This window comes from Pelagicoccus mobilis (assembly GCF_016595505.1).
GTDB lineage: Bacteria > Verrucomicrobiota > Verrucomicrobiia > Opitutales > Opitutaceae > Pelagicoccus > Pelagicoccus mobilis.
Genome location: NZ_JAENIL010000021.1, coordinates 1 through 12,696, shown reverse-complemented (window position 1 = coordinate 12,696; position 12,696 = coordinate 1). Strand labels below are relative to the sequence as shown.

Genomic DNA, 12,696 nt, shown 5'->3' with positions numbered 1-12,696 from the left:
ACTAGCTAGAGTCTGAGACCGCGCGCTGGATGAGCTTCAGGGTGTTTTGCACAGCTTCGATTTCTTCCTCTTCATTTTGAGGAAACGATTCGATGCCCCAGATCCCATCGTAGTTGTTGCTGCAGAGTTGTTTGATGCCATCGTCGATTGGATACATGTGTTCGATACCGTTCGAATCGACTTGCCTCGTCTTTATGTGAACAGCTTCGGCTCGATGAGAAAGGCTCGCCCAGCCGTAGGATCGTTCTTCCGCGGAGCCAAAGTTCCAACTGTCTAGTAGGAGGCCTAGTCCCTCTACCTTATCCAAGAGGTGGTTTAGGAAGTCAGGCTGCTGGCTGGCTCCCCAATGGTTTTCAACGAAAATGCGTACACCATGGTCTTTTGCCATGGATACGACTTCGCGATAGCTGGTAACGATATTTTGGACCTCTAGAGGAGAGAGGTCCCTCTGGCCTCCCGGATCCACTCGTATCGCTGGAATACCTACTTTGCCCGCGAACTCGATCCATTCGCGGAGGAAGTTTCGGTGCTTCTGACGTTCCGCTGGGCTTTGGAGGTGGGCGTAGCCTTTTTCCATGGCGAGCATTTCATGCTCGAGTCCAAGACCCTCTGTTGTCTGCCTTATCTCGCGAGCCCAGCCGTCGTCTTGGGGTGCGTTCATCCAAGACGGGATTTCGGGTGAACCCGGGGTCCAGTCCCATCTTCGGACCTCGGCCATATCGAGGTCCTTGAGGAGATGGACTATCCAGAAGTGGAGATGGGTGACGCCGAGCTCTCTACTGAGTTCGATGTATTTGAGAGCGTCTACTATTCCTGAGAAAAAGTGACGGTGAAATGCGAACGAACAGATTGAACTCTTCATGCCGACGGAGTTTTGGCCGCGAGCTGAATTTCTGTTTTTTCTTCGGCAGATCGGTATGCAATCTGGCAAAGGGTTGTAAGTCGTAGGGCTTGCTCTGGTGTCGTTCCTGGCGTTTCTTGGTCGTTGACGATCGCCGAATGGAATCGCTGATAGATCTCTTTGCTTGCCCAACCGTCGTGACCTTCGTCGATGACAACCTCTTCCAGAGCTCCTCGTTTGCCGCTGGGTTCATGTAGGTAGACGATTTTTGAAGATGTATCCGAATATTGGATGTCTATTCCCGCTTTCGTTCCCAAGATTGCGATAGAGTGGATTGGGTCGTCGACGATAGTGGCTGAGAGGTCGATCGTGATGAGGGGACCACTCGTAGTTCTAATGAATATGGAGGATATTTCCTCAACGTCATTGACGCGGTCTTCTGGTAGATCGTGCGGAAAGCCTTTGAATGTAGTGGCGTTTAGCGACTCGACCTCAGGCCAGTTCAGAAGGTCCAAAATCATGTCCAAGAGGTATTGTCCCATGTCGAGAACAACGCCACCTCCGGCCTTGTCCTTATCGGTGAACCATGAGGCGTGCGTCAACCAGTCGACACCTGGGCGAGCCTTACGTCGCGCGAAACGTGCCTGGATGCGGTAGACTTCGCCGAGCTTCCCGTCCTCTATGTACTCCTTGGCTTTTAGGGCAATGGGTGCGTAGCGTTGGCGAGAACTGAAGAAGCAGACTTTTTTCCCTGATATGCGTTGAGCCTCCATAATGCGGAGATTCTCTTCGGGAATGAGAGCGCTTGGTTTTTCGCAGAGGACGTGCTTACCCGCGGAAAGCGCTTGGCAGACTTGTTCGCAATGATGGGCGGGCGGAGACGTGATCGAAACGACATCGATATGCGAAATGGCGAGGAGCTCATCGAGTGAGTTGCAGGCAAGGGCGTTTGCTCCCCCGAACTTTTCAACGACTTTTTCCGCTTTGCTGCGAGTTGGATTGTAGGCTGCGCATAGAGTATACCCTGCTTCCGCCAGATGATTGACGTGAGCTTTTGTGGCGATGTCGCCGCAACCAATGAGGCCGATTCTGAGCGAGTCTGTCATGTTTATGTTCGTTACGCTGAAACTTGCGCCCGCTGCTTTGAGGATTGGTAAGCTTTCATGCAGAAGTCGGTGAGCATAAGTGCCTGCTCGGGGGTGGTGCCGATCTCACGTGATTCGCCGTTCAAGATTGCTTCTAGATCAAAGAGTCGAGCAGGAAGGTCATCTACGGATTGGGGAGCTTCTTTCGTTTCGCGTCGAAGCTCTTTGGATACGGGATCTTCGTAAGTGTAGACGAATTTGTCCTGACGCGTGTTGTCGAGCGATAGCGAGCCACTTGTTCCGTTTATGTTTATGCTCCAACGCCAGTGCTGGAGGGCTCTGGCGGTCGTGTCCATCGTCAGGGTAAGGTTGCCCTCCATTCGGGCCAGAACAGTCATGTGATCTTCGACGTCCCAATCCGCTTCGTTGGGGAGACCTGTCTCCATTCCTCGAAACTCTTGGGCTGAGAGACTTTCCAGTTCCGGCCAATCAAGGATGTGGAACAAGCGATCGAGGAAATATTGGCCCATATCCATGAAGGGGCCGCCACCGGCCTTTTCTTTTTTGCCAAACCATAGGCGGTGGGGTTTGCCTTTTACCTTTTCGAGGTCACAGGCCCGTGCAGCAGGGAGGGAGAACTGGATGTCCGTTCGGTAGATTTTTCCGAGTTTGCCTGAACGAACGATCTCTCGTGCGTAGTTGGAAAACTCGTCTCTGAAGCGTGAACTGAAAAATTGAACCGTTATCTCAGGATACTTTTTCGCCTCTGCTAGTATGGCTTCATTTTCGGCTACGGAGAGGGTTGAAGGTTTTTCGCAGAGAACGTGCTTACCAGCTCTGAGCGCGTCGATCGTGATCGGCATATGGCTCACCGGTGGGGTGGCGATGATAACGGCATTCAGGTCCTTGAGCGCGAGAAGGTCCTTATAGTCCTCGAAAATCGGTGTATCCGGAATACCTGACGCTTCTCTCGCATCCTCTGCAGCGTCAAGGTTCCCGTCGCAAAGGGCTGCGATTTGCCAGTTTGTTTTTAGAGCATTAGGGAGGTGGTTTCCTGTCGTGATATCACCACAGCCAATGATGCCTAGTTTGGGAGCTGAGACAGACATTTTTTTAAGCGAGCGCGCTGAGGCGTTGAATACTCCTGTCCACTATCGATTTCGCTTCTGCGATTATTTCGCTTTCGAAATCCTCGTCAGTTGTTTCGAACATGATCGGACCGTTGTAGCCCGAGTCTAAGAAAATCGAAATAACGCGATCCAGATCGTAACCGATGAGTTTTCCGTGCTCGATTCCAAAGATCTTGAGATGGGCGCAAGTCGCTTTGGGAGCGAGTCGCCGTAAATTCTCATACATGCGTTCCAGTTCTTGCGGATCTGATTCCTGAGAGATATTGAAACCATTCGTTGGATCAGGACAGGTTGTTAAGCGCGAGGAACCTGTTTCTTCGATCAAGCTAAGAATCTCGTCAGCATAGAGAAAAACGGAGCTATGATTCTCCAATGCTAGGTTGATGCCGAACTCCTCTGCCTTTGCTGCGCAACGTTTGGTAGCCTCTATTACCAGCTGTTCGAGTTTTTCCAATGGATCCTTGTCGTAGATGTATCCAGTAAGGAAGCGCAGATTAGGGACTTTAAGGGCGGCGGCTTTTGAGATCCATTCGAGAATATAGCGGATGTTGGCCTGTCGCCAATCTTCCGCAATGGTAATGGAGAAATCGTTGTATGTGGAAAGCGTGTGGATTCTGAGGTCCTTGGAGTGAGCGTATTCAACAATCTTCTTCAGGTTGGGCAGATCTTCCGAGCCTATGTGCGGAGATACCGTTCCGGCTTGGCCAGTCATTAGTTCGATGTCTTTGAAGCCGATACGGGCTGCATCGTCTAAGAAACCGTACACATCAAGTTCTCCTGAATCGAGGAGCTTTCGATAGCTCCAGCTGTGAAGTCCTGTTCTGAGCGAGGGGAGGTTCATTGGGAGTTGTTTTTATTGACCTTGTTGTCAGTTGATGGAGCAGGCGATTTTGCTCGTTTTGTAACCTGTTTCATCGGCAGGCGTTTTCGTGAGTGCGGGATGAACCTGTAAAAGCTAGAGAAAGGTGATGGGATTACTCTTCTGATTTGAGAGGGAATTGGGCCGAATGTGAGCGAGTTTTGTCGAGGAGCGCTTTCATTTGATCCAGAATTTCTGGATACTGGCTTGAGAGGTCGTTGATCTCAGACATGTCTTTTTCTAAGTTGTAGAGTTCTATGGGGCCTGTGGGATTGTAGCGGAGCGCTTTCCATTTACCTTGCCGGACCGCTTGCATTGAGGGCTTCCACCAGTGGAATTCCCAGTACAGGAATTCGTGTTCCATCTGGTCTTGATCGAGCAACTCAGGAAGAAAGGAGATTCCGTCGGTTTCTGGTATTTGAGTGATACCGGTTGCTTCGCAGAGTGTGGGAAAGACGTCCCAGAATGCTGAGATGTGGTTGGATTGGCTACCAGGTCGGACCTTGCCAGGCCATTTGACAATGAGAGGGACGCGTATCCCTCCTTCGTATACGTCGCGTTTGTGCCCTCTGTAGTTGCCGTTGCTGTTGAGGTTCGGGGCAGGTAAGGGACCGTTATCGCTGCTAAACAGGATGATGGTGTTTCCGGAGAGACCTAGGGACGCGAGCTTGGCTTCTATTTTTCCTACATGGGAATCGAGGTGTTCAACCAATGCGGCGTACGATTTCTCATCCGCAGTCCAGGTCCTGTCTTGGTACTTTGAGTTGTCGGGGACTTCAAAGCGTTCGCCAACTTCAGCTTCGCCATTGTCATGTGGAGCTGTGGTTGGGAAGTATAGAAAAAAAGGAACATCCTGATTGCGATCGATGAAGGCGAGAGCTTCATCGAGGATGATGTCGTTGGAGTACTCTGTCTTTTGAGTGGATACGCTTCCTAGTCCGCGGTGCCAAAGCTCTTCTGATTGGTAGGCAACTTCGTTTGAGAGAGGGACCTTCTCGCCGTTTCGCATGAGAAACTCCGGATAGGAATTATGGGCAAGTATCTGATCGTAGTAGCCAAAGAACTCGTCGAAACCATGTTTGAGTGGTGAGCCTTCCGTATCGAAATTTCCGAGACCCCATTTCCCGAAAGCTCCAGTCTTGTACCCAGCGTTTTGCAGGTATTTCACGAAGGTTTCCTCTCCTTCCAGAAGGGGGAGTTGTCCATCTCGAGGCCCGGCAGGGTTGGAAGCGTTTCCTCGAACGTAGGCATTACCCGTGTGTTTGCCGGTCATCAGAGAACACCGTGAAGGAGCACACACTGGGGAACCGGCGTAGTGCTGTGTGAACCGCATACCATCGGCGGCGAGTCGATCGATATTGGGAGTCTGGAACCGAGTTTGTCCATAGCAACCTAGGTCACCATAGCCAAGGTCGTCGGCAAGTATCAGCACGATGTTCGGGGGGGAGGCGTTCGCAGGCTGTGTGAACGACAACAATGGACAGAGACCGAGGGAAAGTAGGAGGGCTAGTTGGAACTTCATCAGAGAGTACTGTTGGGTGCTGGAAATGTGGTAGACTTAGTCCTGGAGACCAATGAAAGTGGTCACTGATTTGCCTGGCGCCTCGTAGAGAAGAATACCGTCGCTAGATGTTTCGAACTTTCCGATCGGAGAGTAACGCTCGACCGCAAGGTTTAGCCTTCTATTTGGGGCGTCAAGAGATCGCGTTGCCTTGAAGTCCTTCGATCTTGTGCCTGAAAGGTGGATATTTATGTGGCGAGTATCAGGACCGGTGTTGATCAGGACGAACGCATCTGGGTGCTCTGTGCCGTTGTTTCCGAAACCGATCAAAGCGATCTCTGAGTCTAGGGCTGAGGTTCTCACGATAGACATGCCTGCTTGGCCGGGGACTGTGACCTGCTTATAAAAGTAGTAGCCCTGTTGGACTTCGTAGCTCCCGTCTTCGCGTACGATGAAACTACAGCCAGGGTTTGGGTCGCCGCTCCCTTTCCAGAGCGGTGGGCGTTGGATAAGGGCCCATGGTATGATTGCGTTTACTTTTGTGCCGTAGATGTTGCCGTAGATTTGACGGACGAAATCGGTATCCATTTTTCCCCAACTTGTGGAAGTAACCCACGCGTGAAGCTCAGGTCGTTTCTCTCGGAGAAGGTCGATACCGTTGCTCATGTGTTCGCTGTTCCAACGTCTAAAGCCCCAATTTAGGAAGCCGTGAGAGGTTATCAGCCCGAGATTGCGTGTCGCTTTTTCATCGTCTGCAATCGCGTCTGCGTAGCCCCAGCGGTAAAAGCGATCCCAGCTGTAAGTTTCGCCAGGGGTCACTCCAATATGTCCGAGCCCCCGCCTTTCTAGCTCCCGCGGGAGGATATCGAGAAACTGGACTACCTGTTCGGGGGGCCAAAACAGATTATAGTCGTGGCCAAAGTTGTTGCTCTCGTGAGTGATCCCGTCTGTTTCCCAACGCATCCAGCCCTCTCCCTCGTTGTGCAGAGATAGGTAGCGGAGGTTCAGTGCTTCATCGTTCGTCAGGAAGTCTGCCCAATCGACCATGTAGTTTGCCAGTTCCTGAGCTTTCATCGGATCTAGGTCCCGACCACGTGTTTCCTTTTGAAGAGTTGCCCATGCCGGAGGGCCGTACATCGTTGTGATTACGTTGAGTTCCCTTCCGAAACTTCTGGAGGTCTCGTTCCCGCGGCGGGCGAAGTCCCGCATGTGCTTTGTGGTGGATTTGTGATCGAAGGCTCCATCGACTGTGGCCTGATGGAAAGGGTCGAGAAACATTTTCAGCAAGTTCACCTTCAATCCGTCGTCGCTGAAGATCATCTCGATGATTTCCTGTTTTTCTTGTTCGTCGAGAAGACTAAATCCCCCGTAGTCCTGAGGATCTTTTTCGAGATCAAGCGATTGACAGGATTCGACGTAATTAACGCCAAAGCCATCCCAGTCGCGTAGCTTTTGTCCGAAGTCGACCTTTGCTCGGACTGAGGAGAACCCTTGGTCTTGGGCTGAAAGGGGAATGTAGAAAGCAACACAGACAAAGACGACCAGCAAGGGGCTGGGGAGGTTGAAATGGGAGAAAAGCATAGAGGTACTTTTGAACTGATTTTATTTCTAGGTGAGTTTACGCGAGTTCGAGGCCACGCATCGTTCCGGTTGAAGATGCGAACTTGTCCGATTCAATTCCTAGTCGTTGCAGCATGGATACGAATAGGTTCGGGAGCGGGGAGTTACGCTCTGTGTCGAACGCGAGGTGATGCCCGTGTTTGAATCCACCTCCTGCGAAGAGGATAGGCAGGTTTGTGGTCGTGTGAGCGTGAGCGTTTCCGAGGTTAGAGCCGTATAGGATCATGGTTCGGTCGAGTAGTGTGTCACCATCCTCTTGCGTCTCTTGAAGTCCATCGAATAACTCGCTGAGCAGGTTCATGTGCCAACTGTCGATCTTTCGAAGCTGCTCCAGTTTGTCCTCAGATTTCCCGTGATGGGAGAGATTGTGATAGCCGTCGCTTACTGGTTCGCCCTCGATGTTGATGGCGGGCGAACTCACGCTGTCTAGCATGAGGCTGATAACTCTTGTCGAATCGGTCTGGAACGCCAGGCGGGAGATTTCGTACATGAGCTGCGTTTTGTCCATGTATTCCTTGGGATCCTCGGGATCCAAAGGAACTGAAGCGGATACGGAAGGTTTAGGTTTCCGCTCCCACTCTTTGGATGCGGCCATTCTTTTCTCTAGGTCGCGTACGCTTGTGAAGTATTGATCTAATCGGGCTCGGTCGTTCGTTCCCAGTTCCTTCTTAAGGGAGTTAGCTTGATCAGATACGGTATCCAAAATGCTTTGACCAAGTTCTAGTTTCTTAATCTGGACTTCCGCTTCCTCGGCTGTTCCTTGAATAAACATGCTCCTGAAAACATCCGATGCTTTCTCCTCGCACGGAATCATCACGCCGGAGGCTGTCCAGGAAAGTGATCGCACACCTTGAGCTACGTTTACGCCAAGAGTTAGTGAGGGGAAACGAGTGTGGTGGCCAATTTGCTCAGCAATGTGCTGGTCGAGAGATATCGTGTTTTTGAATCCGCCACTGCCTGGGTGTGGCGCTGCGGTGAGGAAGCAATTGTCGGCGGGGTGACCACCGTCGACATCGGGATGCGATACACCGCTAAATACAGTGAAGTTGTTGCGATGGTTTTGTATCAGTTCCAAGTACGGTGAGAGTGTGAAGCCTGATCCTGTATCCTTTGGAAAGAACTCGTCAGGGAGGAGTCCGAGGTTGTTGCAGATCGCCAGAACGCGTCGGGGTTTGCCATCGAATGTGGCCTTCGCGTTGCCTATGGAGCTAGCGAAGGCGGGGCTCATGGCATCCAAAAGGGGGAGTGAGAGAGCGACGCTGGCGCCTTTAAGGAACTTTCTTCGAGAGAGAGAGCGGCGGTGGGCGATGTATGGAGTGTTCATGGCTTGGTGGGTAAAGAGCGTTGGGCTCTATTTGCTTAAAAATAGGTCCGACTTGATGAGATTGCGTATCAGGGATCGCACTCCGTATTCGGAGTCGCGGCTAGCTTCTATAATTTTCTGGATACTTGGACGGTCGGAGAAGCGGACCGGAGCACCCGTTGCGTAGATAGAGAGTTGTTCGACTAAGTTTCGCGCGAGTTGTTCTTCCTCGTGTCGAAGGAGACGTTTGAGCCCTTTGATGTCCTGGAACTTGCTACCGTCAGGAAGCTCTCCGGTCGCATCGACCGGTTGACCAAGTAGGTATTTGAATACGAGACCATCGTGTCCGAACCCATCGACTGAGAGCCCTTCGCCTTTTGCGGATGCTCGATAGCGATCTCGCCATCCACCCATCACGTCGAAGTTTTCTAGGGCGAAGCCAGCGGGGTCGATCTTCTGGTGGCATGCGTTGCAAGACTCTTGAGATCTGTGGAGCGCTAGTTGTTCGCGAACTGTAGTGGCTCCGCGGATATCAGACTCGATCGCTTCCACCGAAGGAGGGGGAGGAGGTGGGGCCTCTCCGAGAATACGCTCCATGATCCACACGCCTCTGGTCACCGGTGAGGTTGTGGTGCCGTTCGCTGTGACTTTGAGCACGCTTGCTTGGGTCATGAGACCGCCACGTTCGTGCCCGGGTGGAAGGGGGATTCTTCTAAACGCGCTTCCCCGGATTTCCTCGAATCCGTAGAGCGAAGCGAGTCGTTCGTTGGCAATTATGAAATCTGCATCGATGAGATGCGTGACGCCAAGATCCTTTGCTATCAAGTGGGAGAAATAGAGTTGGGTTTCTAGTGGCATTGACTCCACGAGGAGATCGTCGAGCTGGTATTCCGGATACAGTTCAGCATCCGGACCGCTGGCATGCATGTGCCGTAGATCGAGCCAATAGTCTAGGAAGGCGTCTACGAAACGCCGGGAACGAGGATCTTCGAGCAGGCGGGTGATCTGGGAATCGAGTATATCTTTCTGAAAGAGCTTATCTTGGCTCGCAAGTGAGCGTAGCTCGGGATCGGGAGGAGAGTTCCAGAGGAAATAGGAAAGACGTTCCGCGAGAGCGTAGCTATCTAGCTTACCCTCTGCCGGCTGCATGTAGATGAATTTTGGAGACGAGAGGATCGCCGTGTATCCTGCGATCATAGACTCTGTGAACGAATGCCCTTCTTCCAGTGCATCACGGATCAGATTTGTAAATCTTTGCACTTCGCTTTCTTGAACGGGTGCTCGATAGGCTTTGTCTAGGAAGACCCGCAACAAGGTTTCTGCGTCATTCTGAATGTCTTGTGACTCGATAGATACGTGGCTCTTGCCCTGCTGTGAAAACGGAAGATCTCCAAAGAGTAAAGTGTGGCCCTTAGGTGGCCATTCATCGATGATTGGGCCTTCGACCTCCATCCACTGGAAAGCGACACCCGGCATGCCATCGTGCTCTTGTAGTGGATTTTTGAAGTCAGGGGGGCGGGAGCGAACGAGTCGAGCGGCGTCGGGACGGATCGTTTCACCTTTTTTCAAATAGACTTCGATGGTTTGTTCCGTGGGTTCCGTTCCGAAATCTATATTTCCGACGTGTCTTAGGAGGCGGGGCGGAGAGTCCGCGTAGATGGTGACGGGTTCCGGTCTGCGGCCTTTTGATACTGCGTTGTACTGGTTGTTCATCCAGATCGAATAGCCTGAGAAAGTAAGACGATAGATGCCGTTGTGCGGGGCTCTGAACTTGCTAAACTGGATTTCCGCCGGTTCGTAGGTGCTCATGAGCATCACGATGGCTTCTTCGTTGATGCGGCTATCTTCAGAAGCGGCTCCCCAGTCCGGACGGGTGCGTCGGTAGGAGCCCGGCACAATGTCCGGCATGATATGGGTTTGAAGCTCGAGTCCGACGATGGGGAAGGTTTGTCGAAGGACAGGACCAGCGGTTTTGAGAAAACCGTAGCCTTGGCGCCAAGTGTGGTAGCGTCGCTTGGTGATCTCTGGTTTTGATTCCTGTGACGCGATCGCCTGGCGAATCGAATACTCGGCGGTCTGAAGATAGCGCGCGATTTGCACGTGTGATACATCCAGAGCTTCGCCTACTTTATTGAAATGGAAGGCGGTAGGGTCTTCTGGAAGGGAATCACGAATGGAAAGGTGGGGGAGTTGTAGGAGCTCGCGTAATGTGTTTTCGTACTCGTAGCGGTTTAGGCGTCGCTTTTGGGAACGACCTTCAGTCGCGAGATAGGTTTGTTCAGTCGATGTGATCTGTTCCGAAAGCGACTTGAGGAAAGCGTCCAATTCTTCAGAGGGAGGGCGCCGCTTTTTCTTTGGAGGCATTTCGCCGCTGGAAGCTCGATCATACGCGTGAACCCAATCGTCGAGGCGACTCATCTCAAAGGGCTTCTCGGAGAGACTCCACAGATCAAGGCCTCCCTTTAATTCGATGTCGTCGTGGCAATTGGCGCAGTGATTGTCGATGAATTCGACAACGGTGGTCGGGGCTGCCGCGTGAGACTGCGGGGGCAAGCTGAGCCAAAAAAGCAAAATGGCGAGCAAGGGTGACGATGAGGGGCGATAAGGCACTCTAAAACAAGTAGAGCGACTGTAGCCTTTGGTCAGTTAATGCTCGACCTGAAACCGTTTAAATTTTACTGGAACCAGTTTCTTTTTTGTAGGAAGCGGGCGAGCTGGGATCAATCAGGAGTCGGAGAAAATATGTCTGAGTCTTGTTTCGTCTCGTTGGCCTCCTTTGGCATCGGAACGAATGAACCGTACGGGACGGGCGGGCGGTGGATTGTGAGGCTCTCGATTTTTGGGGGATTTGCAGGATCAGAAGCTCTGACGGTGAGGACATGGGGTCCATTTGGTAGTCCAGAAAATAAGGTTTGGTGGGAATTGCTCGGAGTTAGCTCCGGCTTGAATCTCCCGTAGGATCGAAACGTGAAGTGCATACCGGGAGTAGCGGGAAGATGGCTATGTTCGAATGATCTTTTGAGGGTCCAATCCGCAGCGGCTATGCAGACTTTTCCCGACTGGGAAACAAAGTCTTCCGTCGAAATACTTTCGCCATCGAAACCTGTTTGAGAGCCAAAGACCTTGAAACGGATTCGTCCCATATCTTCGCTCACTTCCACGAGCTCGACCTGCCATTCTTCTTCGGACAACTGCGCTTGCGCGCTAACTCGCATGACACTTGGCCAGTGCGGAGGAATAACGGAACCTGGTCGAGAGAAGCTGAAGAGTTCAGGTATCTGCGCGGGAGGCAGACCGTTGATTTGGTAGTCTTCGGAGCTCAAATGCCCATTGGTCAGGAGGAGGTCGATCCTGTTGCCCGTAAACTCAAGGGTGAGTTGGCCGTCTTTCCAGTGAAGGTCGCGTCCGATGACTAGTTCTCGGCTAAGGACCGCCGAAGATTTGCTGATCGTATGGGGATGGTAGATGAGCTGACGCTTCACCAGCTCTCTCATCAACCACTTGCCGTGATCATTGAGGTGGATATTGTCGCTGAGGAGGTCAGCCGGTTTTAGCTGGTTCGATTCGAGGTAGTGTTTCCACGGTCGGCGTATCTCGACGAGTTCGCAGTCGTATTTTTTGGCGACCCGCTCGATCCATTCGGCCATAAAGAGAGTCCACTCGCTAGAGTTGTATTCCCCGTCCTGATACGAGTCGCCACGCCAATGGTCCGTGATGAGCATGATCTCAGCGGTGGTGCGTTGGCGGGCGTTGTGAATGATCTCCTCGTAGCGTTCGTGGTGACCGTAGACGTGAAATATGAGTAGATCAGGCTGAAAGGGGTAAAGGTCGTGCTCGGCTACCCTGATCAGATTTTGCGAGGCAAAACCGCCGATCGCTCGATTCTCCCATTCGATGTCGGCGTGGGGATAGCTCTCCTCGACCCAAGGCATCAAGAGGTCGCTCCATTTTCCGCCCATGATGGATTGGCCGTAGAAGAGTATGCGGATCTGGTTTGGGGATTGCTCGGCGCTTTCTGCTAGCAATCCCATCGAACGTTGAATGTGTCGCCCCCAATCTTGCGTATTGGAGGCTTCGGCGAGCTTCGGGTAAGGGGATGCGAGAAGTAGGTGGCCGAGGAAGGGAGCTAGCCAAAGAAAGCTGCGTATACTGAGCATGCTGATGACCTACTGGAGTGTTTTGTCAGGTCAAACAGGGTGCTTTCTGATATCGTTCATTCTCGTGCTTTTGCATACCGTTTGGGTTTAGGTTCGGGACAGCGACCGGACCCCACCTGCACAACGATGGGCGCATGTCGTAGCGCGGTGCTTCAAGCCCGCGACCACGGGGAGAGTGTTCCTGCAGTGGTGACGCGGGC

Annotated in this window: 9 protein-coding genes; all 9 read right to left on the bottom strand. The window is 52.2% G+C overall.

All coding sequences use genetic code 11. The features are described from left to right. Nucleotide 1: 1 nt before the first annotated feature. The 9 genes from JIN87_RS12410 to JIN87_RS12370 all read right to left on the bottom strand — a co-directional run bounded on the left by JIN87_RS12410 (nt 2) and on the right by JIN87_RS12370 (nt 12,496). Entirely contained in the window at nt 2-862 is an 861-nt protein-coding gene (locus JIN87_RS12410) for a sugar phosphate isomerase/epimerase family protein (RefSeq protein ID WP_200355887.1), read from the bottom strand. After that, on the bottom strand, nt 859-1,947 hold the full coding sequence (locus tag JIN87_RS12405; RefSeq protein ID WP_200355886.1) for a Gfo/Idh/MocA family protein: 1,089 nt from the start codon (nt 1,945-1,947) through the stop codon (nt 859-861). The genes JIN87_RS12410 and JIN87_RS12405 overlap by 4 nt, the downstream gene beginning before the upstream one ends. 11 nt (nt 1,948-1,958) lie before the next feature. Next, nucleotides 1,959-3,035, bottom strand: a complete 1,077-nt coding sequence (locus JIN87_RS12400; protein WP_200355885.1) for a Gfo/Idh/MocA family protein — start codon at nt 3,033-3,035, stop codon at nt 1,959-1,961. Between the two features lie 4 nt (nt 3,036-3,039). Further along, nucleotides 3,040-3,897: a sugar phosphate isomerase/epimerase family protein gene (locus JIN87_RS12395; RefSeq protein WP_200355884.1), complete on the bottom strand. Its 858-nt coding sequence runs from the start codon at nt 3,895-3,897 to the stop codon at nt 3,040-3,042. 133 nt (nt 3,898-4,030) lie between these two features. After that, the gene (locus tag JIN87_RS12390) at nt 4,031-5,437 is read right to left on the bottom strand and encodes an arylsulfatase (RefSeq protein WP_200355883.1); all 1,407 of its coding nucleotides are present in this window, start codon (nt 5,435-5,437) and stop codon (nt 4,031-4,033) included. Between the two features lie 36 nt (nt 5,438-5,473). Beyond that, nucleotides 5,474-6,997: a glycoside hydrolase gene (locus tag JIN87_RS12385; RefSeq protein ID WP_200355882.1), complete on the bottom strand. Its 1,524-nt coding sequence runs from the start codon at nt 6,995-6,997 to the stop codon at nt 5,474-5,476. A 37-nt stretch (nt 6,998-7,034) separates the two neighbouring features. Beyond that, nucleotides 7,035-8,360 carry a DUF1552 domain-containing protein gene (locus JIN87_RS12380; protein WP_200355881.1) on the bottom strand — a complete coding sequence of 442 codons (1,326 nt, stop codon included), beginning with the start codon at nt 8,358-8,360 and terminating at the stop codon, nt 7,035-7,037. A 27-nt stretch (nt 8,361-8,387) separates the two neighbouring features. After that, the gene (locus JIN87_RS12375) at nt 8,388-10,949 is read right to left on the bottom strand and encodes a DUF1592 domain-containing protein (protein WP_200355880.1); all 2,562 of its coding nucleotides are present in this window, start codon (nt 10,947-10,949) and stop codon (nt 8,388-8,390) included. A gap of 110 nt (nt 10,950-11,059) precedes the next feature. Continuing rightward, on the bottom strand, nt 11,060-12,496 hold the full coding sequence (locus tag JIN87_RS12370) for an SGNH/GDSL hydrolase family protein (protein ID WP_200355879.1): 1,437 nt from the start codon (nt 12,494-12,496) through the stop codon (nt 11,060-11,062). Between the last annotated feature and the right edge of the window lie 200 nt (nt 12,497-12,696).

Excerpts from the sequence above, each read along its gene's own strand:
- JIN87_RS12410 (WP_200355887.1), bottom strand. The coding sequence starts at position 862 with ATGAAGAGTTCAATCTGTTCGTTCGCATTTCACCGTCACTTTTTCTCA.
- JIN87_RS12405 (WP_200355886.1), bottom strand. The coding sequence starts at position 1,947 with ATGACAGACTCGCTCAGAATCGGCCTCATTGGTTGCGGCGACATCGCC.
- JIN87_RS12400 (WP_200355885.1), bottom strand. The coding sequence starts at position 3,035 with ATGTCTGTCTCAGCTCCCAAACTAGGCATCATTGGCTGTGGTGATATC.
- JIN87_RS12395 (WP_200355884.1), bottom strand. The coding sequence starts at position 3,897 with ATGAACCTCCCCTCGCTCAGAACAGGACTTCACAGCTGGAGCTATCGA.
- JIN87_RS12390 (WP_200355883.1), bottom strand. The coding sequence starts at position 5,437 with ATGAAGTTCCAACTAGCCCTCCTACTTTCCCTCGGTCTCTGTCCATTG.
- JIN87_RS12385 (WP_200355882.1), bottom strand. The coding sequence starts at position 6,997 with ATGCTTTTCTCCCATTTCAACCTCCCCAGCCCCTTGCTGGTCGTCTTT.
- JIN87_RS12380 (WP_200355881.1), bottom strand. The coding sequence starts at position 8,360 with ATGAACACTCCATACATCGCCCACCGCCGCTCTCTCTCTCGAAGAAAG.
- JIN87_RS12370 (WP_200355879.1), bottom strand. The coding sequence starts at position 12,496 with ATGCTCAGTATACGCAGCTTTCTTTGGCTAGCTCCCTTCCTCGGCCAC.